General features: G+C 67.1%; 24 protein-coding genes. 6 read left to right on the top strand and 18 right to left on the bottom strand.

Going from position 1 to position 24588, the window contains the following annotated elements:
• The first annotated feature begins 134 nt into the window (after window positions 1-134).
• Window positions 135-1937 carry a putative bifunctional diguanylate cyclase/phosphodiesterase gene (locus QLQ85_RS20900; protein ID WP_282740769.1) on the top strand — a complete coding sequence of 601 codons (1803 nt, stop codon included), beginning with the start codon at window positions 135-137 and terminating at the stop codon, window positions 1935-1937.
• Window positions 1938-1978: 41 nt separating this feature from the next.
• Here the strand turns inward: QLQ85_RS20900 and QLQ85_RS20895 are convergent, their stop codons facing one another.
• The 10 genes from QLQ85_RS20895 to QLQ85_RS20850 all read right to left on the bottom strand — a co-directional run bounded on the left by QLQ85_RS20895 (window position 1979) and on the right by QLQ85_RS20850 (window position 12202).
• Complete coding sequence (locus QLQ85_RS20895; RefSeq protein WP_282740768.1) at window positions 1979-2560, bottom strand: hypothetical protein; 582 nt, start codon at window positions 2558-2560, stop codon at window positions 1979-1981.
• A 94-nt stretch (window positions 2561-2654) separates the two neighbouring features.
• Window positions 2655-3194, bottom strand: coding sequence for a nitrous oxide reductase accessory protein NosL (locus QLQ85_RS20890; protein WP_282740767.1), 540 nt, complete (start codon window positions 3192-3194; stop codon window positions 2655-2657).
• A 32-nt stretch (window positions 3195-3226) separates the two neighbouring features.
• Window positions 3227-4051, bottom strand: coding sequence for an ABC transporter permease (locus QLQ85_RS20885; RefSeq protein ID WP_282740766.1), 825 nt, complete (start codon window positions 4049-4051; stop codon window positions 3227-3229).
• Window positions 4048-4995 carry an ABC transporter ATP-binding protein gene (locus tag QLQ85_RS20880; RefSeq protein ID WP_282740765.1) on the bottom strand — a complete coding sequence of 316 codons (948 nt, stop codon included), beginning with the start codon at window positions 4993-4995 and terminating at the stop codon, window positions 4048-4050. The genes QLQ85_RS20885 and QLQ85_RS20880 overlap by 4 nt, the downstream gene beginning before the upstream one ends.
• On the bottom strand, window positions 4992-6305 hold the full coding sequence (locus QLQ85_RS20875; protein WP_282740764.1) for a nitrous oxide reductase family maturation protein NosD: 1314 nt from the start codon (window positions 6303-6305) through the stop codon (window positions 4992-4994). The genes QLQ85_RS20880 and QLQ85_RS20875 overlap by 4 nt, the downstream gene beginning before the upstream one ends.
• A 173-nt stretch (window positions 6306-6478) precedes the next feature.
• Complete coding sequence (gene nosZ, locus QLQ85_RS20870) at window positions 6479-8356, bottom strand: TAT-dependent nitrous-oxide reductase (RefSeq protein ID WP_282740763.1); 1878 nt, start codon at window positions 8354-8356, stop codon at window positions 6479-6481.
• 3 nt (window positions 8357-8359) lie between these two features.
• Complete coding sequence (gene nosR, locus QLQ85_RS20865; protein WP_282740762.1) at window positions 8360-10504, bottom strand: transcriptional regulator NosR; 2145 nt, start codon at window positions 10502-10504, stop codon at window positions 8360-8362.
• Window positions 10505-10837: 333 nt separating this feature from the next.
• Window positions 10838-11149 (bottom strand): c-type cytochrome, encoded by a 312-nt coding sequence (locus QLQ85_RS20860; RefSeq protein WP_282740761.1) that lies wholly within the window; start codon window positions 11147-11149, stop codon window positions 10838-10840.
• A gap of 136 nt (window positions 11150-11285) precedes the next feature.
• Window positions 11286-11729, bottom strand: a complete 444-nt coding sequence (locus tag QLQ85_RS20855) for an Rrf2 family transcriptional regulator (RefSeq protein ID WP_282722663.1) — start codon at window positions 11727-11729, stop codon at window positions 11286-11288.
• Between the two features lie 59 nt (window positions 11730-11788).
• Complete coding sequence (locus tag QLQ85_RS20850; RefSeq protein ID WP_282740760.1) at window positions 11789-12202, bottom strand: YbaN family protein; 414 nt, start codon at window positions 12200-12202, stop codon at window positions 11789-11791.
• 223 nt (window positions 12203-12425) lie between these two features.
• On the opposite strand from QLQ85_RS20850, the gene hemN reads away from it, so the two are divergent.
• The 4 genes from hemN (at window position 12426) to QLQ85_RS20830 (ending at window position 17464) form a co-directional block, all read left to right on the top strand.
• Complete coding sequence (hemN, locus tag QLQ85_RS20845) at window positions 12426-13811, top strand: oxygen-independent coproporphyrinogen III oxidase (protein WP_282740759.1); 1386 nt, start codon at window positions 12426-12428, stop codon at window positions 13809-13811.
• 247 nt (window positions 13812-14058) lie between these two features.
• Complete coding sequence (gene ubiT / locus QLQ85_RS20840; RefSeq protein ID WP_282740758.1) at window positions 14059-14523, top strand: ubiquinone anaerobic biosynthesis accessory factor UbiT; 465 nt, start codon at window positions 14059-14061, stop codon at window positions 14521-14523.
• A gap of 34 nt (window positions 14524-14557) precedes the next feature.
• Window positions 14558-16669, top strand: a complete 2112-nt coding sequence (locus QLQ85_RS20835; protein ID WP_282740757.1) for an adenosylcobalamin-dependent ribonucleoside-diphosphate reductase — start codon at window positions 14558-14560, stop codon at window positions 16667-16669.
• Between the two features lie 51 nt (window positions 16670-16720).
• Window positions 16721-17464 (top strand): ribonucleoside-diphosphate reductase, encoded by a 744-nt coding sequence (locus QLQ85_RS20830; RefSeq protein ID WP_282740756.1) that lies wholly within the window; start codon window positions 16721-16723, stop codon window positions 17462-17464.
• Window positions 17465-17485: 21 nt separating this feature from the next.
• Here the strand turns inward: QLQ85_RS20830 and QLQ85_RS20825 are convergent, their stop codons facing one another.
• Together QLQ85_RS20825 and QLQ85_RS20820 are read right to left on the bottom strand one after the other, a co-directional pair.
• A complete protein-coding gene (locus tag QLQ85_RS20825; RefSeq protein WP_282740755.1) occupies window positions 17486-18241 on the bottom strand; it encodes a glutathione S-transferase family protein in 756 nt (251 codons plus the stop codon).
• 209 nt (window positions 18242-18450) lie between these two features.
• Window positions 18451-18741: a DUF1330 domain-containing protein gene (locus tag QLQ85_RS20820; protein ID WP_282740754.1), complete on the bottom strand. Its 291-nt coding sequence runs from the start codon at window positions 18739-18741 to the stop codon at window positions 18451-18453.
• Between the two features lie 105 nt (window positions 18742-18846).
• Here QLQ85_RS20820 and ribBA point away from each other — a divergent pair, with 105 nt between their 5' ends.
• Entirely contained in the window at window positions 18847-19947 is a 1101-nt protein-coding gene (gene ribBA / locus QLQ85_RS20815) for a bifunctional 3,4-dihydroxy-2-butanone-4-phosphate synthase/GTP cyclohydrolase II (protein WP_282740753.1), read from the top strand.
• Window positions 19948-19955: 8 nt separating this feature from the next.
• Here ribBA and QLQ85_RS20810 read toward each other — a convergent pair whose 3' ends face one another.
• The 6 genes from QLQ85_RS20810 to QLQ85_RS20785 are packed head-to-tail and all read right to left on the bottom strand — an operon-like array spanning window position 19956 to window position 24552.
• The gene (locus tag QLQ85_RS20810; protein ID WP_282740752.1) at window positions 19956-20513 is read right to left on the bottom strand and encodes an NUDIX hydrolase; all 558 of its coding nucleotides are present in this window, start codon (window positions 20511-20513) and stop codon (window positions 19956-19958) included.
• Window positions 20514-20522: 9 nt separating this feature from the next.
• On the bottom strand, window positions 20523-21260 hold the full coding sequence (locus tag QLQ85_RS20805) for a GntR family transcriptional regulator (RefSeq protein WP_282740751.1): 738 nt from the start codon (window positions 21258-21260) through the stop codon (window positions 20523-20525).
• Between the two features lie 46 nt (window positions 21261-21306).
• On the bottom strand, window positions 21307-21699 hold the full coding sequence (gene pcaC / locus QLQ85_RS20800) for a 4-carboxymuconolactone decarboxylase (protein WP_282740750.1): 393 nt from the start codon (window positions 21697-21699) through the stop codon (window positions 21307-21309).
• Window positions 21700-21725: 26 nt separating this feature from the next.
• Entirely contained in the window at window positions 21726-22232 is a 507-nt protein-coding gene (locus QLQ85_RS20795; RefSeq protein ID WP_282740749.1) for a flavin reductase family protein, read from the bottom strand.
• A 14-nt stretch (window positions 22233-22246) separates the two neighbouring features.
• On the bottom strand, window positions 22247-23725 hold the full coding sequence (locus QLQ85_RS20790) for an aldehyde dehydrogenase (protein ID WP_282740748.1): 1479 nt from the start codon (window positions 23723-23725) through the stop codon (window positions 22247-22249).
• Window positions 23722-24552, bottom strand: coding sequence for an alpha/beta fold hydrolase (locus QLQ85_RS20785; RefSeq protein ID WP_282740747.1), 831 nt, complete (start codon window positions 24550-24552; stop codon window positions 23722-23724). Before QLQ85_RS20785 ends, QLQ85_RS20790 begins: the two co-directional genes overlap by 4 nt.
• Between the last annotated feature and the right edge of the window lie 36 nt (window positions 24553-24588).

Genomic DNA, 24588 nt, shown 5'->3' with positions numbered 1-24588 from the left:
GGTATCTTTCAAGGAAAGGGAGGTTCGAATTTCCGGCCGGGGGGCCGATACGCCGTGATGTTCGGGGCCACCGGGCCAGCAAGCAGCGCGGTCATGAAGCGGGAGCAGGGCCGGCAATGGTGACAGGAGACGGGGTGGTATCGAGGCAGGTTGCCCGGCGGAAGCGCTGGTCCCGCTGGCAAGCCATGGCCGAACGGCAGCGGGAAGTGGCCCGACGCCATGGCCAGGAGGCACAGCTGCGCATCGCCGCCATGGCCTTCGAGACCCACCTGGGCATGTTCGTCACCGATGCCGAGGGGCGGATCCTGCGGACCAACGCGACCTTCCGGCAGATCACCGGCTACGCCGCCGAGGAGATCGTCGGCCACAGCCCGCGCATCCTCAACTCCGGGCGCCATGACGACCACTTCTACCAGCGAATGTGGTGCGCCATCGGTGACAAGGGCAGCTGGCAGGGCGAGATCTGGAACCGGCGTCGCAGCGGCGAGATCTATCCCCAGTGGCTGACCATCAGCGCGGTGAAGGACGACGAAGGTCGGATCACCAACTACGTGGCCACCCTGAGCGACATCACCGAGCGCAAGGCCGCCGAGGAGGAGATCCATCAACTGGCCTTCTATGACCCCCTGACCGGCCTGCCCAATCGGCGCCTGCTGGTCGACCGGCTGGAGTCGGCACTGAAGGAGAGCCGGCGCAGCGGCGAGTACGGGGCGGTGATGTTCATCGACCTCGACAACTTCAAGACCATCAACGACAGCCTGGGCCATCACCGCGGCGACGAGCTGTTGCTGATCATCGCCGAGCGCCTCACCGCCATCACCCGCGAGACCGATACCATCGCCCGCCTGGGCGGCGACGAGTTCGTGGTGATGCTGCACGACCTGGGCCTGCAGGCCGACGAGGCCGCCATGGTGGCCGAGCGAGTGGGCGAGAAGCTGCTGGCGAGCCTGGTGGAGCCCTGCATGCTGGGCGAGATGCGCTGCCAGGTGAGCGGCAGCATCGGCATCACCCTGTTCACCGACGACCAGGCCACGGTGAACGATATCCTGCAGCAGGCCGACCTGGCCATGTATCAGGCCAAGGCGGCGGGGCGCCATGCGCTGTGCTTCTTCGACCCGGCGATGCAGGCCAGGGTGATGGAACGGGCCAGCCTGGAGGCCGACCTGCGGCAGGCTCTCGCCGACGGCCTGCTGCGGCTGTTCTACCAGGTTCAGGTCGATGAGGAGGGGCAGACCACCGGGGTCGAGGCGCTGCTGCGCTGGGAGCACCCCGAGCGGGGCCTGGTGTCTCCGGGGGTGTTCATTCCCGTCGCCGAGGAGAACGGCCTGATCGTGCCGATGGGGCTCTGGGTGCTGGAGACCGCCTGTCGGCAGCTCGCCGCGTGGGCCGCGCTGCCGGCCACCGAGCACCTGACCATGGCGGTGAACGTCAGCCGCGATCAGTTCCGGGCACCGGATTTCGTCGCCCGTCTCGAGCGGATCCTCGCCGTCACCGGGGCGCGGCCCGAGCGGCTCAAGCTGGAACTGACCGAGACCCTCTTCCTGGAAGACAGCGAAGACACCCGGGACAAGATGCAGCGCCTCAAGGGGTTGGGCATCGGCTTTGCCCTGGATGACTTCGGCACCGGCTACTCGTCGCTGGCCTACCTCAAGCGGCTGCCGCTGGACCAGTTGAAGATCGACCAGTCCTTCGTGCGCGACCTGCTCGATGACCCCACCGACGCCACCATCGTCACCACCATCATCACCCTGGCCCGCAGCCTGGAGCTCGAGGTGATCGCCGAGGGCGTCGAGAGCGAGGAGCATCGCCGCTGGTTGGCCGCGCAGGGGTGCCGGGCCTTCCAGGGCTACCTGTTCGGCCGCCCGGTGTCCGTCGAGGAGCTGTCGTTGACGGCGCGCCAGCTGCCGGTGGCTGACCTCGAGGCCCCTCGGCCCTAGTCCACGCTCGGGGGGAGCCGGCGCCGTCACGGCGGGCAGGGCTAGCCGTCGAGTCCCTTCGCGTCGGGGGAGGCAGCCTCGCAGCGGCGCAGCATCCGGGCGATCGCCGCCTCGGCGCCGTCGAGGTCGAAGGTCATGAACCAGGGGTCGTCCTCGGCCCGCATCAGGCGCAGGCGCAGGGTCTCGCCGGCGCGCATCTCCTCGAGCAGCAGCGGCTGCTCCTCCAGGAAGAAGTGCACGTAGAAGCCGCTGTCGCCGCGCAGGGTGACGAACTCGGCCCAGCCACCGTGGATAGTCTCGTGGTCGACCCGCAGGTCGACCGGCACCCGGTTGACCGTGCGGCTCTCGGCCTGGTGCTCGTCGAGCTCGACCCGCAGCTCCAGCCAGGGCAGGTCGCAGACCCCTGGCGTCACGTTGACGCTGAGCAGCGAATCGGCGTAGCTCTTTCCCTCCATGGCGCGGAAGTGGCGCTCCTCGCCCAGGGTCAGGGTCAACGAGTGCCAGGCACCATGGGCCTCGACGTCGCCGGTGTTGAAGGTGGTGGCCTGGACCGGGGCGGCCAGGCCCAGCGCGATCAGCAGGGGGAGAAGCAGGCGGGCGGGGCGGGTGACCGGCGATGACATCGGCAGAGCATCCTGGGTGGCGTGGAGACGAACCCCGGATGCTAGCAGAGCCCGCCGGGGCTGTCCCGACGGGAGTCGCGGCGTGGGGGCGGGCTCAATGGCGCCCGTGTCCCGACATTTCCGGCAGTGCACGGCCGCCGAGGTCGGCGAGCAGTGCCAGGTCGATGTCGTCGAAACCGAGCACCCGGCCGCCGTGGGTGTCACGAAACGCCTCGGCATGCCGGCGCTCGCGGAACGAGGCCAGGGTGTGCCCCATGCTGCCGCGGCGTTCGTGCTCGACCACGTACCATGCCTCGCCGGCCGGGATGAAGGCCTCGTCGTTCGGCGTGGCCCAGGGCGCGGCGGCCACGTCATGCACATAGGCGTGGGAGAGGCGGGACTCGTTCTCCGGCTGCAGCAGGAAGGCGAACAGCTCGGTGGTGGAACAGAACTTGCGCGGCACCGTGTCGCGGTCGAGGTAGGCCTGCCCCTTGGGCCCGGGGAACTCCTCGATCAGCATGCCGCAGACATGGCAGCTGTCACCGTCGGCGATCGGCTGGGCCGCCGCCAGGGGGTTGCCGTCGGGCTCGCTGCCGCAGCCGGTGAGCAGCAGTGACAGGACCAGCAGCGCCGCGGCGGGAAAGGGGCGGATCATGGGCAGACTCCTGTAAGAAACGAGGCCGGGGGTCAGGCCGTGTGGTGACGGAAGCGCAGGATGGCCAGCCCCAGGGGCGCGGCGATCCAGCCGACCAGCACCAGCAGCAGCCAGCCGACATGGAAGGCGTCGCCCTGGACGATGGCGGTGACCCCGGTATAGGCCTGGGTCGACTCGAAGCCAATCATGTTGATCAGCCGGAAGCCGTCGGTGGGATTGAGCAGCAGCAGCCAGGGCAGCCAGTCGCCGCCACTCGGCACGCCCACCAGCAGCGCCAGCAGCCCCAGGTCGAAGACCAGCACGAACAGGAACCACACGCCCAGCGCCAGGCCGGCGGCTCGCGCCTTCTCGGTGACCCAGACGCTGATCAGGTAGGCAAAGGCGATGAACACCCAGCCCAGCAGCACGCTGCTCGCGATCAGCAGGCCCAGGCTGGCGGCGAGCTCGCGGAGACCGACGCCCTCGGCGCCGATGGCGATCACCGCGCCGGCGACGGTGAACCCCAGTGTCGTGGCGGCGCCGAGGACCAGGCCGTGGCCGAGGAACTTGCCGAGCAGCAGCGCGGTGCGGCTCAGCGGGTAGGTGAGCAGCAGCAGCAGGGTGCCGGCCTCCTGCTCGCCGACCACGGCGTCATAGGCCAGCAGCAGGGCGATCAGCGGGATCAGGAACACCGCGAGCGTCGACAGGCTGACCACGGTGGTGGCGAGCGAGGTGAAGCCCATGCCACCGCTGGCGGCGGCGCCGAACCAGGCGATGCCCACCGCCAGCGCGGCCAGGATCAGCGCGATGGCCAGCACCCAGCGATTGCGCAGGCCATCCTGGAACTCCTTGCGGGCGACGATCAGGGTGGCGTTCATGGGGCACCTCGCGAAGCGTGGGATGACGGCGCCCTGGCAACGGGCGTGGAGAAGTGGGCGTAGAGATGCTCCAGGGTGGGCGGCTGGACGTCGATGTCCTCGACCCCCGCGGTATCGGCCAGGCGTCGCAGCGTGGCCATCTTGGCCTCCGGGTGCACGCCGAGCTCCAGGGTGCGGCCGTTGAGGTGGCGCGGGGTCACGCCCGCGTCGCCCCAGCCCCGGGACCAGTCGATCCCCGGCCAATGGCCATGGGCGCGGATGGTCAGCGGCAGCGCGGCCTCCCGACGCAGCTCGTCGAGGCTGCCCAGGGCCAGGCGCCGGCCGGCCCCGAGGATCAGCGCACGATCGATATAGGGTTCGACGCCGGGCAACACGTGGGAGGAGAGCAGCACCGTGCAGCCGCCCTCGCGCAGCTCGCGCACCGTCTCGTAGAAGTCGCGGGTGGCGGCGGGATCGAGCCCGGTGGTGGGCTCGTCGAGCAGCAGCAGGCGCGGTTCGCCGAGCAGCGCCTGGGCCAGGCCCAGGCGCTGGCGCATGCCCTTGGAATAGGTCCTGACCCGGCGGCACGCGGCCTCGCCGAGGCCGACCCGCTCGAGCAGGGCGTCGACCTGACGCCGGTCGACCCGCTTGAGCCGGGCGAAGTAGGTGAGCACCTCGCGGCCGGTCAGCTGCTCGTAGAAGCTGACGTTCTCGGGCAGGTAGCCCAGGCGGCGGCGCAGGGTCTCGGCGTGGGGGCCGTCGGGGGCACCGCCGAGCACCGCGAGGGTCCCGGCGCTGGGCGAGAGCAGCCCCAGGATCAGCTTCATGGTGGTGGTCTTGCCGGCACCGTTGTGGCCGAGCAGGGCCAGCACCTCGCCCTGCCGCACCCTGAGGTCGAGGGCGTCGAGGCGGGTCAGGGGGCCGTGGCGCAGGGTCAGGCCACGGCAGTCGATCACCGGGTTCATGGGCGGAGGCCTCCAAGGTCGGGGTCGTGCATCAGCGGCGAGCTGTCGCGCACGCCCTGGGCGCGGAAGATCGGGAACTGGCGCTGTACCCAGCGCAGCGCCACCACCGCGGGGCTGTGCAGCAGCAGGCGTGCCTCGGGGAAGCGCCACAGCAGGCGGTCCATGGCGTCGTTGGGTTCGAAGGCGGTGTCGCCGATGCCGTCGCCGGCCAGGTCCCAGCCCAGGTAATCGCTCCAGTAGTTGCCGCGGCCATCCGCCGACCACTCCTGGCGGCGGGTGGCCACGTACATCACCTGTTGGCGGTTGTCGACGAAGGCGTTGCCCACCAGCACGTTGTCCTCGGAGCCGGCGGTGAGGTGGATGCCGATATCGCTGTCGGTGAAGCGGTTGGCCTCGAGGTGATTGTACTGGGAGTTGTAGATGAAGATCGCCTTGCCTTCGCCGCCGCTGACCAGGCCCTGGCCCTCGGCATCGAGCGGCTGTCGAATCCCCTCGACGCGGTTGCCGCGCAGCGTCGAGCCGGTGATGTTGTTCATCAGGATGCCGTAGTTCTCGTCGTTCACCGAGCGGTTGTCGAGGACCGTGAGGCGCTTGGACTGCATCAGCGCGAAGCCGGTGCGGGTGTTGCGGGTGACATTGCCCTCCAGGCGATTGTCGAAGGCGTACATGTAGTGCACGCCGTAGCGGAGCTCCTCCAGGCGGTTGCCGCGCAGGGTGCTGTGGCGACTGGTGTCGATATAGATGCCGTCGCGGGTCCGGCGGATGTCGTTGCCGGCCACCAGGACATCCTCGACGTTGAACAGGTGGATGCCGTTGCCGCGATCCTGGGAGCGCAGCGAGGTATCGCCGCGAATGACGTTGTCGAGGACCCGCACCCCACGCACGGCGTCCAGCCGGATGCCGAAGCCGGGGCCCTGCAGGTCGTTGTCGCGGATCACGCTGTCGGCGGCACGGCGGTCGACGAAGATGCCCGCGTCCATGGCGGTGAGGTCGTCGCCCCAGCTCTCGATCCGCAGGCCTTCCAACAGGATCTCGGGGGCGGCCAGGATCACGGCGTGGCCGCTGCCGCCGCCGTCGATCACGGCGCCGCTCTCGGCTACGACGGTCAGGGAGCGGTCGATCGTCAGCGGTCCGGAATAGCGGCCCGCGGGCAGTATCAGGCGATCCCCGTCGCCGGCGCGCTCGACGAGCGGCTGCAGCGGTTCGCCGGGGCTGGCCTGCCAGTCGGCGGCCAGTAGCGCGCCCGGCGGCCACAGCAGCCAGGCGGCGAGAACCAGGGTCAGGACGCCGAGAATCGGTCGTCGGGTCATGCGTCTCTCCACGCAAGAAATACGGGGCTGTTCCGGGAACAGGCCTGCGAGGAGGCGCTGTAAACCCCTCCCTGGGCGCTACCGACGCCATCCCTGGCGTAGGACCTCCTCTTCAGCCTGTTCCCGGCGCTCCTCACGTTGGCAACCAGAAGGCTATCTGGTTCTGGTTGCTATCAGGCCTTCTCGACCAGCATGCGGCCGGTCATCTCCATGTGCATGGCGTGGCAGAACCAGTTGCAGTAGTACCAGTGCACCCCGGGCTTGTCGGCAATGAAGGTGACGCTGGCGGTCTGCTGGGGGGCGATCTCCATCTGGGCGCCATGGTTGACCATGCAGAAGCCGTGGGTCAGGTCCTCGACCTGGTCGAGGTTGGTGATCACCACGGTGACCTCGTCGCCCTGCTTGACCTTGAACTCGGTGAGTCCGAAGGTCGGTGCCACCGAGGTCATGTAGACCCGTACCTTGTTGCCGTCGCGAATGACCTTGCTGTCGCGCTCCAGGGTGATGCCGTCGGCCTCGGCCATGGCCACGGTCTCGGCGAAGTAGGGGTCGTCACGGGTCCACACCCGGCTCGGCGAGAGCTGGTCGGCGCGCACCAGGATGCAGTCGTGGGGTTCGGCGTAGGTGGGGCCGTCGTGGACCAGGCGCATCTCCTCGCCGGAGATGTCGATCAACTGGTCGTTCTCCGGGTGCAGCGGGCCCACCGGCAGGAAGCGGTCCTTGGAGAACTTGGAGAGCACCACCAGCCACTTGCCGTCGGCATCCCGGGACTCGGTGAGGCTGGCGTGGTTGTGACCGGGCTGATAGTGGACGTCGAGCTTCTGGCGCAGGTAGTTGACCTCCTCGCCGTTGTAGGCGCGGATGGCGTCCTCGATGTTCCACTTGGCCACCTGGCTGTCGATGAACAGGGTCGTATAGCCGTTGCCGCGGCCGTCGAAGGTGGTATGCAGCGGCCCCAGGCCCAGCTCCGGCTCGCCGACCACGGCATCGCGCGGTTCGATGGTGTCGTCGAACAGCTCGGGCAGCTTGTCGATGGCGATGATCGAGACCGTCGGTGACAGCTTGCCGTTGGCAATGAAGTACTTGCCGTCCGGCGTGGTGTTCAGGCCGTGGGGGTTCTTGGGTACCGGGATGTAGCGGGTCAGCCTGGAGCCCTTGCGGCCGTCGAGTACCGGCACCGGGGAGTCGCCCAGGGTCTCGTACTCGCCGGCGGATACGGCGGCCTCGATCGCCTCGACATCGAACACCACCACCCAGTCACGCTCGGCGCGCATGGTATCGGCGAGCGTCATGCCCTTCTCCGAGTTGTAGCAGGTCGCGGCGACGAAGCGACCGGTGTAGTCGGCGTCGGTGTTGTCCAGGTTGCCGTCGACGATCACCTGCCAGGCCACCTCCATGCTCTCGGCGTCCACGGCGTTGAACATGGTCCAGTAGTTCTCGGGGTTCTCCAGGTCGCGGCCGTCGTTGATCTGGGGAATCGGCAGTTCGGCGTTGCAGAACACGTACTTGGTGTGGGGAACCTTCTGCAGGCGCAGCCCGTGGATGGCCTGGACGTTGGGGATGGTGATGATCCTGTCCGTCTTCATGATGTCGAGACGGATGCGCGCCACCCGGGTATTGGCCTTGTCGTTGATGAACAGGTACTTGCCATCGTAGCGGCCGTCGGTCATCGAGATGTGCGGGTGGTGGGAATCACCGTTGAGGAAGCGTGCCGAGTCGCCCAGCACGCGCTTCGACTCGTTGCTGATGCCGTAGCCGGTGGCGCTGTCGGTATTGAAGACCGGGATGCGCATCAGCTCGCGCATCGAGGGCACGCCCAGCACGCGCACCTCGCCGGAGTGGCCGCCACTCCAGAAACCGTAGTACTCGTCGAGCTCGCCGGGGGCTATCGCGGCGTCGCCGGTGGCGGCGGCCCGGGCCGGCCGGCTGCCGATCAGGGCGCCCGCGCCGAAGCCGCCGGCCAGGCCGGCGCCGGCAACGCCGGTCACCGCGCTGTTGCGCAGGAAGTGGCGGCGGCCGAGGTTCTGGATCGTGTCCTTCTTGTCACTCATGGTTCATTCCTCGTTGTGAGTGGGAATGCGTTGCAGGCTGGCCTTGCTGCCACGGGCAGCAGCGGCCGGGAAGGTCTCAACGGCCGTGCCTGCCGATGACACCCGGGCCGCCTTCTCGAAGCGCTTGCGACGCTTGATCATGGGCGGGCACCGCCGGTCGTCGTGATAGGTCACCTGGCAGTCGAGACAGTAGTGGCACTCGTTGGCGTTGATGCGGCCGTCGGGGTGGATGGCCTTCACTTCGCACTCGTTGGCGCAGATCTGGCAGGGCGTGCCGCAGCTGCCGCGATGGCGCTTGAGCCAGTCGAACAGGCGCAGGCGGGCGGGGATCGCCAGGCCGGCCCCCAGCGGGCAGACATAGCGGCAGTAGAACTTGTGGTTGAAGGCCGAGACGGCGACCAGCGCCAGGGCGTAGAGCAAGAAGCCCCAGTCGCGCTGGAAGCGCAGGGTGATGGCGGTCTTGAACGGCTCCACCTCGGCATAGCGTTCGGCGGCGCCCAGCGAGTGCAGCGAGACGGCGAACAGTGCCAGCAGGATGATGTACTTGATCGCCCAGAGCCGCTCGTGGAGGCCGAAGGGCACTTCGATCTGCTTCACGCCGAGCTTGCGGGCGGCCTGGTTGACCAGGTCCTGCAGGGCGCCGAAGGGGCACAGCCAGCCGCAGAACACTCCGCGGCCCCACAGCAGCAGGCTGATCGCGACGAAGGACCAGAGGATGAACAGCAGCGGGTCGATCAGGAACGACTCCCAGCTGAAGCCGCTGATCAGCGAGTTGGTGAAGGTCAGGATATTGACCACCGAGAGCTGGGCCAGGGAGTACCAGCCGATGAAGACCAGCGTATAGACCAGAAAGCCGAGCCGCAGCGGGCGCAGGAGCCTTGGATGACGCGCCAGCACGTCCTGGAACAGCATGATCACCGTCAGCACCAGCAGGCCGGCGGCCAGCACGCCGATCTGGAAGGCCTTGTCGCGCCACACCTGCACCCATAGCGGCTCCTCCACCGGCGGCTCCGGGCGCTCGATATAGGCCTCGGGCACGCTGTAGTCCGCCGAGAAGCGGCTGAACTCGGTGTCCAGCGGGCCCGAGGCGCGGCGCACCAGCAGTTCCAGCTGCCAGGGCCGGCCGGGATCGAAGGCGGCGTCCTCGCGAACGATGAAGATGTCGCGCTCGGGCAGTGCGGGCATGCCGGCCAGCGGCAGGTTGCCCAGGCGGCTGTGGTCGCTGTCGTGGAAGCTGACGGTGGTGGTGCCCTGGGAGAGCTCGAGGCGGTCGAAGATGCCGCCGCGCACATAGCCCGAGCCCTTGAAGGAGTAGTCGCCGCGGGCCATCACGGCGATGGCGTGCTCGTCCTCGTCGAGCCCGGCCATGAGCTGCTCGTAGGCGGTGTCGCCGAGCAGGTTGCGGCCGGCCGTCGGCGGGTTCAGGTAGGTGTAGAACAGCTCGATGAAGGTCTTGTCGGCCGGCTCGGGCGTGCGCAGGTAGTCCTCGGCGGGCGTGCCGACGAAGGCCTCGTCGACCTCGCCATGGGTCAGGTGCAGGCGGCGGATCGTGCCGTCACCGATCAGGGTCGCCCAGTCGGCGGGCTCGAAGACTTCGGGCAGGACCCGTGCCGGCGGCGTGGCCGAGGGGTCGGCGATCAGCCCCTGCTCGGCGGCCACCCGGCGAGCGGTACGCATGATGGTCTCGCTGACCACGATGACCGTGACGGTGGCCCCGGAGATGGCGTCGAGGTTGTCGCCGACCTTGAGGCGGTCGTTGACATGGTGGGGCACGTGGGCAGCCGCGAAGTCTGTCAGCCGGTGTTCGGGGATGCCGACCAGCATGATCGGTTCCTGGTGGTCGAGGATGCTGGCCAGGCGGACCCTGCCCTCTAGGTCGATGCCCACCAGCAGATTCACGGGTTTGCCGGAATAGGCCGGGATCGGCGCGATATCCACCGTTTCGAAGACATAGCCGAGCAGCTCATCACCGGCATGAACGGCCGAGGTCGGGAGCCCGCCCTCGGCGGGTGTCAGGCGGGTCGCCTCGGGGAAGCCCGGGCTCACCTGGTCGAGCTCGATGGCCTGCGCGGTCGGCATGGCGGCGAGCAACAGCAAGCCGAGCAACCAGGTGAGAGCCAGGGAGGTGACGGTGCGCCGGGTGGACATGGGGTAGTCCTTGTTTTCGTAGCTGGGAACTGCGGTAGGGCAGCATCCCTTCAACAGGCATATGAAATGAATCTTTTTGAATTGGCTTCATCATGCCAGCTGGCTCCCGGGCCCGACTTGACATGGGTCATGTCGCAGCTGACTTGGATCAAGCCCGCGGGAGTAACCCCGATGGGGTAGGAGCGTCGAAGACGCGGTGGGATGGTGTGAGAGGAGGGAGCCTCAAGAGAGAAGAGCGACGAGGCGCCTTGCCGCGCATGGCGCCCCCTCTTGCCGCGCATGGCGCCCCCTCACATCGGCGGGTGTCCCCCCTGCCTGCTGGGTGGCTCGGTCTCAGAGCATCGGTTCGAGCATGAAGTCGACCGCGGCCTTGACCTCCTCGTCACTCAGGTTCATCTGTCCCCCCTTGGGCGGCATGGCCTGGAAGCCGTTGATGGCGTGGTCGTAGAGGGTCTCCATGCCCTGCTCCAGGCGAGGCGCCCAGGCCTCCTCGTCGTCCTTGATGGGCGCGCCGGCGGCGCCGGTCATGTGGCAGGCCATGCAGGCCTGGTTGTAGATCGCCTCGCCGTCGGGCTCCGCCTGGGCGATGGCGGTGAATGCCAGGGCGGCGATACCGGTGAGGGTGGTGGCGGCCAGTCGTTTCATAACCAATCTCCATGATGCATCTTTGTTGGCGTCAAGAAACCCGGAGTCCCGGGCCGAAGGGGCCCATGGTGCCAGTGGGCCGAGGATGGGATGCTGACGTGTGTCAGCATAAGCCACTTCGGCGCCCCGGACATGTTCAGCTCGCGGGCTCGATGCGCAGCAACTGGGCGAGTTGGGGACGCTGTGGCCCCAGCATATCGGCCAGGGTGTACTGGTCGAGCACGTCGAGGAAGGCCTTCAGGGCCTCGGCCAGTATCGGCTTGAGGCGACACGCCGGGGTGATCAGGCACTCGTTCTGGTCGCCGAAGCACTCGACCAGCAGCAGATCGTGCTCGGTGTCGCGTATCAGGGCGCCGAGGGAGATCTCTTCCGGCGCCTTCCTGAGCAGCAGGCCGCCGTTCTTGCCGCGGATGGCCGTGATGTAACCCTTGTGGGCGAGCTCCTGCACCACCTTCATCAGGTGGTTGTGAGAGACCTCGAATCGCTCGGCGATCTCCTGGATCGTGGAGCGTTCCTCGCCCTTGACGGCCAGGAAGATCAGCACGCGCAGCGAGTAGTCGGTAAAGCGGGTCAGGTGCATGGCGGGATTCGGCGCCTCGTGACTGGGTAATCGGACGATAACGATGGGTCAACGTCTGTTCAGTTTACCAGCTCCCTTTCCTCCATGGCGGGTGCGCGTGTGGCATCGGGTCGCAGCAGCAGGAAGGTGCCTACCCCGCAGAAGAGCGCCGCCGTCAGTGCCAGTATGGGGAGCGGTGCCCCGCCCCGCCACACCACCAGCCAGCTTGCCGCCAGCAGCCCCCAGGCCAGCCACTTGGCGCGGCGGGGCACGGCGCGCTGCTCTCGCCAGGCGTGCAGGGTCGGGCCCAGGTGGGGGTGCTCCCACAGCCAGCGTGCCAGGCGCGGCGATCCCTTGGGGGCGGCCCAGGCGGCCACCAGCAGAAACGGGGTGGTCGGCAGCAGCGGTACCACCAGGCCGGCGGCCCCCAGGCCGATGCAGCCACAGGCCAGGGTGCCCCAGGTGAGTCGCGAGATCATCGTGGTCGGCCGCATGGTGTCCTCCGGAAGGCATTATAAGATGCAATTTACATGAATGTTAGTTGGCGCTGCAACGCTGCTCGCCTCGGGCGCTCCCTCCTTTGACCTGGGTCAACTACCTCTTGAAGGGTACCGACGCTGCAGACGGCGGATGGCATACTTCCTTCATTCGGCGGGGCCCGCGAGCGCTGCCCCCCGTTCCTGCTCGAATACAGGCTTCAAGAGGCCGCTTCACGACATGCCACAGGATCTGCAATTCAACCGCCCCCTGGTGGAGAAGTACGACCGCCCGGGGCCGCGCTACACCTCCTACCCCACGGCGCCCCAGTTCCATGCGGCCTTCGCCGAGGACGACTACCGCGCGGCGGCGGAGCGCAGCAATCGGGCCGAGTCGCCCAAGCCGCTGTCGGTGTACGTGCACATCCCGTTCTGCAAGAGCCTCTGCTACTACTGCGCCTGCAACAAGATCATCACCCACAACACCGAGCGGGCCGCCGAGTACCTCGAGTGGCTGAAGCGGGAGATCCGGGGCCAGGCCGCGCTGTTCGATGCCGCGCGGCGCATGACCCAGCTGCACCTGGGCGGCGGCACCCCCACCTACCTGAGCAACGCCCAGCTGGGCGAGCTGATGGAGGCGCTGGATGCGGCCTTCCACTTCGCCCCGCCGAAGGCGCGCGAGTTCTCGCTGGAGGTGGACCCGCGCACCGTCACCCCCGAGCAGATCCATGAGCTGCGGTCGCTGGGCTTCAACCGCCTGAGCTTCGGCGTGCAGGACTTCGATGCCGACGTCCAGCAGGCCGTCAACCGCATCCAGAGCGAGGCGCAGGTGGTGGCGCTGGTGCAGGCGGCCCGCGAGGCCGGCTTCCAGTCGGTCAGCGTCGACCTGATCTACGGCCTGCCGCTGCAGACGGTGGCGAGCTTCGACGTCACCCTGGACAAGATCATCGCCCTGCGGCCCGACCGCATCGCCGCCTACAGCTACGCCCACCTGCCCGAGCTGTTCAAGGCCCAGCGGCTGATCCGCCCCGAGGACATGCCGCCCCCGGAGCGCAAGCTCGAGCTGCTGGAGCTGACCATCCGCCGGCTCTCCGCGGCCGGCTATGTCTATATCGGCATGGACCACTTCGCGCTGCCCGAGGACGAGCTCTCCCTGGCCCGCGAGAACGGTACCCTGCAGCGCAACTTCCAGGGCTACTCGACCCATGCCGACTGCGACATGATCGGCCTGGGGATCACCTCCATCGGCAAGGTCGGTGACAGCTACAGCCAGAATGTCAAGGAGACCGCCCAGTACCAGCACCGGCTGGAGGCCGGCCGGCTGCCGGTGATGCGCGGCTACCGGCTCAACGACGACGATCGCCTGCGCCGCGACGTGATCAATGCCCTGATGTGCCACGGCCGCATCGACTTCGCCGCGATCGAACGTGCCCACGGCATCGCCTTCCGCGACTACTTCGCCGACGCCCTCGTCGAACTCGCCGAGATGGAAGCCGACGGCCTGCTGGCGATCCGCGAGGGCGAGATCGAGGTGTTGCCGGCCGGGCGGCTGATGATGCGCAACGCCGCCATGGCCTTCGATGCCTACCTGAGCCGCAGCGAGGGGCGCTACTCGCGCACGGTCTGACCAGACGCCCCCCGCTTCCCTGGCAGCCTCCCGGGGCAACTGGGCGGCGGTAGACCGTCGCAGCGTTGACGGTCAAATGCAACGACATCTTGTGCTTGCTGTGGTCGAATGGTCTATATATGGTACTCAGCCGCCAGCGGGTGGTCGCACCGGCCGGGGCTTGACGCATGTCAGGGCGAACGTCTTTCATGAGGCCTAGGATGAGCGGTTCGGCGGCCCCGGCCGCATCGTCATCAGGAGAGTTGGTATGTCACTGCCACGCCCGCTCGCCCCGAGCCGGCTGATCCGTGCCCTCGATCCGCGAGTGCCCATTGCCGTCAAGCGTCGTCTGGTCGAACCGCTGCTCAACCGCACCTTCGCCGAGCCACTGGCCGAGGGCGAATTCGATGTCCTCGAGGGGCGCCGCATCACCCTGAGGGTCGAGGACCTGGGGGTGGTGCTGACCCTGGGGCTCGAGGCGGGGCACCTGGTGCTCTGCCGCGAGGCCGGCGAGGCGACCATCCGCGGTGGCTGGCGCGAGTTCCTGTGCCTGGCCACCCGCCGCGAGGACCCCGATGCCCTGTTCTTCCAGCGTCGCCTGTTGATCGAGGGCGACACCGAGCTCGGCCTGACGGTCAAGAACCTGCTCGACGGCCGCGAGGAGGGCCTGGCCCAGGGACGGCTCGGCGCATGGCTGATGCGACTCGAGCGGCTGGCGCGCCGCGATCACTGACCCCGTTATCCTAGACTTCTCTGGAGACCCCTGAATGAGCACTCCCGCCAAGGCCGTCAAGACATCCAACGAGGTACCGATGCAGGTTCCCTCCCGTGATATCTGGGATTCCAAGTACCGGCTCAAGGATCGCCACGGGCGTCCGGTGGACAAGGACGTGGCGGCCACCTGGGAGCGGGTGGCCCGCGCCCTGGCCGCGGTGGAGGGCGACCAGGCCGACGAGTGGCTGCCGAAGTTTCGCTGGGCGCTGGAGAACGGCGCGATTCCGGCCGGGCGGATCATGTCCAACGCCGGCGCCGACGACTACAAGCCGGCGGTGAGCCTGATCAACTGCACGGTGTCGCGCACCATCCGCGACTCCATGCACGACATCCTCGACTCGGTGGTGGACGCCGGCATGACCCTCAAGGCGGGTTGCGGCATCGGCTACGAGTTCTCCACCCTGCGCCACAAGGGCGCCTTCGTGTTCGGTGCCGGTGCCGGCACCAACGGCCCCCTGGCGTTCATGGATATCTACGACAAGATGTGCTTCACGGTGGCCTCGGCGGGCGGGCGCCGCGGTGCCCAGATGGGCACCTTCGACGTCGGCCACCCCGATGTCCGCCAGTTCATCGAGGCCAAGCGCGAGGCCGGCCGGCTGCGCCAGTTCAACCTCAGCCTGCTGATCACCGACGAGTTCATGGAGGCGGTCAGGAGCGACGCCGACTGGCCCCTGGCCTTCCCGCTGCACGCCGGCGAGCGGGAGGACGTGGGCCCCGACGAGCTCATCTACCGCGACTGGCCGGTGATCGAGGAGGGCTACACCGTCGACGCCGAGGGCCGCGTGGCCTGTCGCATCGTCGAGGTGATCCGCGCGCGCGAGCTGTGGGACACCATCATGCGCTCGACCTACGACTTCGCCGAGCCGGGCTTCATCCTGATCGACCAGGTCAACCGCATGAACAACAACTGGTTCTGCGAGGAGATCCGCGCCACCAACCCCTGCGGTGAACAACCCCTGCCGCCCGAGGGCGCCTGCCTGCTCGGTTCGGTCAACCTGACCCGCTTCGTCATCGAGCCCTTCGGCAAGAAGCCGCGCTTCGACTGGGAGCGCTACCGCAAGGTGGTGGCGATCTTCACCCGCATGCTCGACAACGTGGTGGAGATCAGCAGCCTGCCGCTGGCCGGCCAGCGCCGCGAGATCGAGGCCAAGCGCCGCCACGGCATGGGCTTCCTGGGCCTGGGGTCGACCCTGACCATGCTCAAGATCCCCTACGGCTCGCCGGAGTCGCTGGCCTTCACCGAGGAGGTGAGCCGTACCCTCGCCATCGAGGGCTGGAAACAGGCCCTCGAGCTCTCCCGCGAGAAGGGCATGGCGCCGATCCTGGCCGAGGAGTTCGAGATCACCCCCAAGATGCTGCGCAGCCGGCCGGAGCTGGCCAAGGACGGCTACGAGGTCGGCGACAAGGTGCCGGGTCGCCTGCTGCACGCCCGCTACAGCCGCTACATGCAGAAGGTCGCCGAGGTCGAGCCGGAGCTGGTCGCGGCGCTCTCCGAGCACGGCGCGCGCTTCACCCACCACTCGTCCATCGCGCCGACCGGCACCATCTCGCTGTCCCTGGGCAACAACGCCTCCAACGGCATCGAGCCGTCGTTCTCGCACCGCTACTTCCGCAACGTCATCCAGGCGGGCAAGAAGACCAAGGAGCAGGTCGAGGTGGTCTCCTTCGAGCTGGCCGCCTACCGCCACTTCATCGCCGCCGATGCGGTGGAGAGCGACCTGCCCGACTACTTCATCACCGCCGATGCGGTCTCCCCGAAGCAGCACGTGGCGGTGCAGGCGGCGGCCCAGGCCTGGGTCGACTCGGCGATCTCCAAGACGGTGAACGTGCCCACCGACTTCGCCTTCGACGACTTCAAGGGCCTCTACCTCGACGCCTACGACAGCCAGCTCAAGGGCTGCACCACCTTCCGCTTCAACCCCGAGGCCTTCCAGGGCGTGCTGGTGCGCGAGGACGACCTCAAGAACACCACCTACGTCTTCGAGCTCGAGAACGGCGAGACCCTGGAGCTCAGGGGCGACGAGAAGGTGATCTACGACGGCGAGGAGCACAATGCGGCGAACCTCTATGACGCGCTCAAGGAGGGGACCTATGGAAAATGGTAAGCGCCGGTTCCACGCGAGAGTCATGATGCCCAGAATTCAAGGAGCCCGCTGATGGCCGTCGAAATCACCTCGAAGATCGTTTCCTACAGTGTCAAGAAGGCGGTCGAGGAAGCCCCGCCGCTGCTCGACGAGAACCCGCTCACGGTGCGCATCCCGTCGCGTCCCGAGGGCACCCTGGAGGCCGTGTCGGAGAAGATCTCCTATGTCGGTGCCGAGGGCCGCAAGAAGGTCTACCTGCTGGTGTCGTTCATGCCCGTGGAGGGCGTGCTGGGCGGCAAGCGGGTGGTGATCGAGCGCCCGGTGGAGTTCTTCTTCCCCTCCGGCCAGCTCTCCAGCGAGCATCAGTGGATCACCGCCACCATGCGCAGCCTGTCGCTGGCCGCCCGCGGCGGCTACGTCACCCAGGCGGTGGCCGACCTGCGCAAGGTGGCCTGGGACAAGGGCCTGGTGCGTTGCGGCATGAATCGCTGGGGCAAGCCGATGTTCCACGACTCCGAGGTCGCGGCCATCGCCTGGTCGATCCAGCAGATCCTCTACCGCCGCGGCTTCCTCGACATCGACGGCAACCAGGTGCCGGTGGAGGACCTGGTCAGCCGCTACGCCCAGCGGCTGGCCAGCGGCCATGCCTGGCAGCCGCCGACCCCGGAGGCGATCGCCCACGCCGAGCGCGAGGCCCACGACAAGAGCGGCCATCCCACCGTGGTCGGCCACTGCCCCGAGTGCAACGGCGAGCTGATCATGATGGACGGCTGCCCCACCTGCTACGCCGGCTGCGGCTGGTCGAAGTGCGGCTAAGCGCCACGGCCTTCGCGTGGCTCAGTCGATCTGGTTCGGGGCGTGACCTACGAGCCGGCACGGGTCGCCGCGAGGATAGTCGGGGGTGAGGAACAGCCGCCCCTCGATGCCCTCGGCTGCCGCCGCACGGCGGATGGCCGGTCGGCCTTCCAGGCGCCTCAACAGTTGGACGAGATGCGGGTACTCGTCCCGGGCGATGCCCCCGAGGGGGGCGTCGAGGGGGTAGAGCTGCATCCAGCGAACCAGGCAGGCCAGGTAGGGGTCGAGCACGCTGGGGCCACTCGGCAGCAACCCCGCTCCCTGGCCATGGTCGGCAAGCTCTTCGAGCAGTTGCAGATGCTGCTGAATGCGGCGACTCAGCATCTCCCTGAGGTGCTGGATCTCCGCCTTGCCTTCGGCATAGCGCCAGGCGTAGAACCGCACCCGCAGATCGGCGTGCAGGGTGTTGGAAAGGAAGAATAGCCAGGCGAGGAAAGGCCCTCTGTGCGCCGGGTCCGTGATCGCCAGACTGGCGTGCCGCTCGCACAGGTGCAGCAGGATGGCCCCGGTCTCGAACAGCGGGACCCCGCCGGTCTCGTCCACCAGGACCGGTAGCAGCCCCTGGGGATTCAGGGTGCGAAAGGCCGGATCGTCGAGTCCGCCCCTGGCGCGGTCGATCCGCACGGCCCGGTAGCCCGCGCCGAGCTCTTCCAGCACCATGCGTATCACCAGGTTGGCGCTGTCCGGTGAATAGAACAGCCGGTAAGTCGGGGCCTGTCCTGTGCAGGGATGGGTCATGACGATACCTCCGACGCCTTTCCTCTCGATAGACCCAATAGCATAGGCGCGGTCCCGGCGCCCCGCCGGCGTGGCCCGCTTGCCGCTGGCGAGCTGGCCGCGACGGTATGTCCGGTCAGTGGCGCGGCTCGATATGCGCGACGTGGGGAGAGGATTTTCAGGGTGGGGCTTGGTCCAGCAGTCACCGTTGCCCAAGTATCTCGACCGGGCTATAAGCCTTCCACTATGACAATATCCACGTCGGCAGTGCCATTCCGCGCGATCTTGGCCCTCTGGTATTCCTCGGAGTGATAGCAGTCGAGCGCCTGCTCGTAACTGGGAAACTCGATGATCACGCTCCGCTGTGGGGTGTCGCGACCCTCCATGGCGGTACGTTGGCCCCCCCGGGCGAGAAACCTGGCGCCGAAGCGAGAGAAGGCTTCCGGGGCCAAGGCCTGGTAGTGGGCGTAGTCGTGGGGATGAATCACGGTGATGTTGGCGATCCAGTAGCCTTTGGGCATGACGTTCTCCGATGGGCAGTGACTGTTTGTATTATGGTATGCCAAAATGATGGCGAGTCCTATGCTCACCACCCATCGATACCTACCAAGTGGACCGGAACCGTTATGGCATTCGATCGAATCGAAGACATCATCGAGGATATCCGTCAGGGGCGCATGGTCATCCTGCTCGACGATGAGGATCGTGAGAATGAGGGAGATATCGTCATGGCCGCCGGCCACGTTACCCCTGACGCCATCAATTTCATGGCGACACATGCCCGCGGTCTGATCTGCCTGACGCTGAGTGGCGCGCGCTGCGACCAGCTGGGGCTGGCGCCCATGGTCGAGAACAACGGTTCCGGCTTTGCCACCGCCTTTACGGTCTCCATCGAGGCGCGCGAGGGCGTGACCACCGGCATCTCCGCGGCGGATCGGGCGACCACGGTGAAGGCGGCGGTGGCACCGAACGCCCAGCCTCGGGATCTGGTGCAGCCCGGCCATGTCTTTCCGTTGCGTGCCCATGATGGCGGAGTGCTGAGTCGCGCCGGCCACACCGAGGCCGGATGCGATCTGGCGCGTCTGGCCGGCCAGGAGCCGGCGGCGGTGATCGTCGAGATCATGAATGATGACGGCAGCATGGCGCGTCGTCCCGAACTGGAGGCCTTCGCTCGTCGACACGGATTGCGCATCGGTACCATCGCCGACCTGATCCAGTATCGCCTGGCCACCGAGAAGACGGTGGTTCCGACGGGTCAGGAACCCCTGCAGACCGTGCATGGTGAGTTCACCCTGCATACCTACGAAGATACCATCAGCGGTGAAGCACATCTGGCGCTGACCATGGGCGAGATGGATGCCGCCAGGCCGACGTTGGTGCGGGTGCATGTGATGGATCCGCTACGCGACCTGGTGGGGGCCGAGTATCAAGGTCCCAGGGCGTGGTCGTTATGGTCGTCCCTGGAAGCGGTAGCAGCGGAACGCCATGGCGTGGTGGTAATACTCGCCAGCCATGAATCGCCGCAGAGCCTGTTGTCGCGGGCCACCCGGCTCAACAAGCCGCCCAGTGACAGCCCGTCTCCCCGGCACTACTCCTCGACGGGTACCGGTTCGCAGATCCTCGCCGATCTCGGTGTGGGCAAGCTGAGGCTGATGGGGGCACCCTTGAACTACAAGGGCTTGGCGGGCTTTGACCTGGAGGTGGTGGAGATCGTCTCGCCGCCCTAGGAGCAGCGTTAGCGCATGAAGTGGATGGTGCCGCCTTCCATACTGCCGCTATAGATGCCGTAGGTGCCGCCGGCATGCTCGTCGATATAGCGCTCGAGGATCTGGCGGATGGCAGGATAGAAGATTTCGTCCCAGGGGATGTCTCCCGGATGGAACCACTTCACATCCAGTGTCTCGTGTCCCGGAGAGGCACGCCATTCCCGCAGCCGGGCTCGATAGATGATATAGAGCTCATTGGTCGGGGGAACGCTGAAGATCGAGTAGGGGGTGAGGATCTCGGCATCGATGCCCGTCTCTTCCATGACCTCGCGCTGCGCGGCTTCCTCGACGCTTTCCCCTCGCTCCATGAAGCCCGCAGGCAGGGTCCAGGTGCCCACGCGCGGCGGTATGCCACGCTGACACAGCAGCAAGCGCCCTTCGTGCTCGATGATGGCGCCGGCAATGACCTTGGGATTGTCGTAGTAGACATGGCCACAGGCACTGCAAGTGAGCCGTTCATGAGTATCGCCTTCGGGCACGCCGTGGTCGAGGGGATGATGGCCGCAACGACAGCAATAGAGATGCATGGAGCCTCGCTACCGGCTGGGGTCGACCCGCAGGGGCGGCGTGATCGGTTCCGGCGATTGGCCACTCTTGGCCGCCAGGGCCGCCAGGGCGACCTTGGCGGCTGCCTGGATGTGTCCTACGCACGCCTCATGGGCGGCGGCGGGGTCACGCGCCTTGATCGCTTCGACGATGCGTGCCATTTCGCGGAAGCTGTCGAGGGAGCGGGCTTTCTGGGAGACCGAGGTCGCCCGCAGGTAGTTGACGCGGGCCTGCAACTGGCTGAGGATCTGACCGGCGATACGGTTGCCGGCACCGTCGTAGAGCACGCCATAGAAGTCGCTGACGGCTTCGACGATCTCCTGGGTCTCGCCTTCGCGTAGCGCCTCCTTGAGTAGCTCCCAGGCCCGGTCCAGTTCGGCCATCTGGCGACGATTGGCCTTCTGGGTGAAAAGCTGAACCACCGTGCTTTCCAACATGCAGCGCAGCTCGTAGATATCCCGGGCGTCCTCCAGCGTGATCACGGCGACACGCGGCCCACGGGTACCCGCATGCTCCACCAGACCCTCGGCTTCGAGTTGGCGCAAGGCTTCGCGCACCGAGGTGCGGCTGACGCCCAGGCGTTCACACAGGTCGCGCTCCACCAGACGGTCGCCAGGCAGCAACTGGAAGGTCATGATGGCCTGACGCAGCTTGTCGACCACGATCTCGCGGAGGGTCGGTTGATTACGAGTGACCCGGAGGCTGTCATCCCGTAGCGCTCTTCGCATCGTTACATCTCCTGGTCCAGGGGGCCGCCCTTGTCATGCTCCCAGGCTATAGTTCACCCATTTCGCTCAGCACCTCACGGGCGTTACGGAAGGCGTCGATGGCCGCCGGCACCCCGCAGTAGACCGCGGTTTGCAGCAGAATCTCGCGGATTTCCTCGACGCTGAGACCGTTGTTGATCGCCCCGCGGATGTGCAGGCGCAGTTCGTGGGGGCGGTTCAGGGCGGTGATCATGGCCAAGTTTATCACGCTGCGATCGCGGTCACTGAGCCCCTGGCGTTGCCACACCTCGCCCCAGCAGTATTCGGTGACCAACTGCTGGAGTGGCCGGGTGAAGTCGTCGGCATTGCGGATCGACTGGTCGACGTACTCGGCGCCGAGCACACGGCGTCGCTTTTCCAGGCCTTTTTCGTAACGTTCCTGTGACCGTTCTTGTGACATAGGGGAAATGCCTCTTGGTATGTGGCTCAGGCTGTCGCCGCAGCCAAGCGGAGGGACTCCGGCAGCTTGTCCATCTTGCCTCGACAGTAAAGCAGGGGGTCGAGCTTGTCGTTACCGAGCCAGAGACTCTGTACCTCTCCCACGACGATGGCGTGATCGCCACCTGGGTAATCTTCCCACAGCCGACATTCCAGATAGGCCGTGGCGCCGTCGAGAATGGCGTTGCCATGCGCGGAGCGGTGCCAGGCGACCCCCTCGACCTTGTCGCGCCCCTTGCCGGCGAAGCGGTAGGCGATGGACTGCTGGTCGTGTCCGAGGATATGCACCGCGAAGCGGCCAGTACGCTTGATCACCGGATAGGAGTCCGAGCCGAGGCTGGGGCAGATCAGGACCAGAGGGGGATCCATGGATACCGCCGAGAAGGCGCTGGCCGTGAAGCCGACCACGCGGTCCTCCTCGTCGAGGGCCGTGACGATGGTGACCCCGGTCGGGAAGGCGCCGAGGACTTGCTTGTAGTGCTGGCTATCGATCATGGTGCGCTCCGCATTCAACGCATGACGAAGGGGTCGGGCATGGGGTGCGTGGACAAGTTGATCCACAGCGTCTTGAGTTCGGTGTAGTCGTGTACCGCATCGATACCGCCCTCGCGCCCGTAGCCGCTGGCGCCGAAGCCACCGATCGGTGCCATGGCGGAGACGGCGCGATAGGTATTGACCCACAGGATGCCGGCCTTGATATCGCGGCTGAGGCGATGGGCACGCCCGACGTCCCGGGTCCAGATACCGGCGGCCAAGCCGTATTGGCTGTCATTGGCCAGGCTCAGCGCCTCGGCCTCATCGTCGAAGGGAATCGCCGCGACCACTGGGCCGAAGACCTCCTCCTGCATGATCGGCATGTCATGTGCCGTGCAGGCCAGGATCGTCGGGGTGTAGTACCAACCGTTCGCGATGTCCGGGCGCGTGCCGCCGTAAAGCAGCTGCGCACCATCGGCTTGCGCCTGTGCGACCATGCGTTCCACGGTGTCCAGTTGTGCCTGGGTGGCCATGGGGCCCATTTCGGTCTCGGCATCCGAGGGGTCGCCGATGCGGATGGTGCGCGCCCGCTCGCGAAGGCGCTCGATGACGTCATCGTAGATGCTGCGCTGAATCAGCAGGCGCGACCCCGCCACGCAGCTCTGTCCGGAAGCGGCGAATATTCCGGCCACCACGCCATTGATGGCGCTGTCCAGGTCGGCATCCTCGAACAGGATGTTGGGGGATTTGCCACCCAGCTCCAGCGACAGCCTGGCGAAGTTCTCGGCACTGTTACGAACGACGTGACGGGCAGCGTCGGCACCGCCTGTGAAGGCGATCTTGCGTACCAGGGGATGGCTGGTGAGTGCCGCTCCCGTGGTCGGGCCGAAGCCGGTGACCAGGTTGACCACGCCGGGAGGGAAGCCGGCTTGTTCGACCAGGCGCATCAGCATGATCAGGCTCGCCGAGGCATGCTCCGAGGGCTTGATGACCACGGTGTTGCCGGCCGCCAGCGCCGGAGCGAGCTTGATGGCGGTCAGATACAGGGGACTGTTCCATGGCACGATGGCGGCCACCACGCCCAGTGGGACCCGCACGGTGGCACCGAACATGTCCGCCTTGTCCAGTGGCAGGGTTTCGCCAACGATCTTGTCCGCCAGGCCGGCGTTGTAATAGAAGAATTCGGGGAGATAGCCGACCTGACCGCGCGTTTCGCGAATCAACTTGCCGTTGTCGCGACTCTCCAGCTGGGCGAGTTCCTCTCCGTGCTCGGCGATCAAGTCGCCGAGCCGGTACAGCAGCTTACCGCGCGCGGTGGCGGTTAGGCCGGCCCAGGCGGGGGCCTCGAAGGCTCGTTGCGCGGCCCGTACGGCGACATCGACATCCTGGGCATCGGCGTCCGGCACGTGACACCATGCCTCGCCGGTCGCAGGGTCGTAGCTGTCGAAGGTGGCGCCGGAGAGGGCGGCCACCCACTCCCCGTCGATGTACATGCGTAGCGTATCCAGGCTCATCGGAGTGCCTCCTTGAACGGGGTGTGGGCAAAGGCCCTGGAGAGAAACCGCAGCAGCACGGTGTTGACGGCTTCATGATCCTCCACGGGTACCATATGGCGTTGACCGGGGAAGATATGCACCTCGGCATTGGGCAATCGTTCCGCCAGGGCCTGGGCCATGCGAGGCGTGGAGCCCGGATCCAGTTCGCCGGTGGCGACCAGGACCGGCACGCGAATCGCTCCCAGACGCTCGGCACCGAAGCGGTCCTCGCTACCGAACAGGGCATAGCTGCGGTAGTACCCTTGGGGATGGTTGCTGCTGACGATCTCGTGAATCGCGGCGATCCGCTCCGGATGGGCCCGATGGAAGGCCGGGCTGAACCAGCGCTGCAACGCCGAGCCGATATTGGCCGCGGGCCCCCGTTCGCGGGTCTGGGCCAGGCGTTGCCGAACCCCGCTCCGCTCGTTTTCGTCGCGATCGAAGACGCTGGACAGTATCACCATCGCCGCCAGGCGTTCCGGGTGGCGCAGGGCAAAAGCGCGCGCCACCAGCCCGCCCATCGAGAAGCCCACCACGGCAACCCGCTCGAGTCCCAGGTGGTCGAGCAGTGTCGCCAGTTGGTCCGCATAGTCATCCAGCCCGGCCTCTTCCCGGGGCAGGGCGCTGCCGCCATGGCCGAGCATGTCGTAGGCGATGACGTCATGGTGTTGCGCCAGTGCCTCGACTTGCGATTGCCACATGGTGGCGTCGAGGCCCACGCCATGGATGAGGACAACCGGCGTTCCCCGGCCCAACCGCCAGAAGCGGGTGCCGTCGGGCGTCTTGCGTGCCTGGGTGAGCTCCATGCTGCCTCCTCGCTGCTCAGTCGTTGACACCTGCCT

The sequence above is a fragment of the Halomonas kalidii genome, assembly GCF_030010475.1.
In the GTDB taxonomy this organism is placed as follows: Bacteria; Pseudomonadota; Gammaproteobacteria; order Pseudomonadales; family Halomonadaceae; genus Halomonas; species Halomonas heilongjiangensis.
This window is presented reverse-complemented; position numbering and strand designations above follow the sequence as displayed.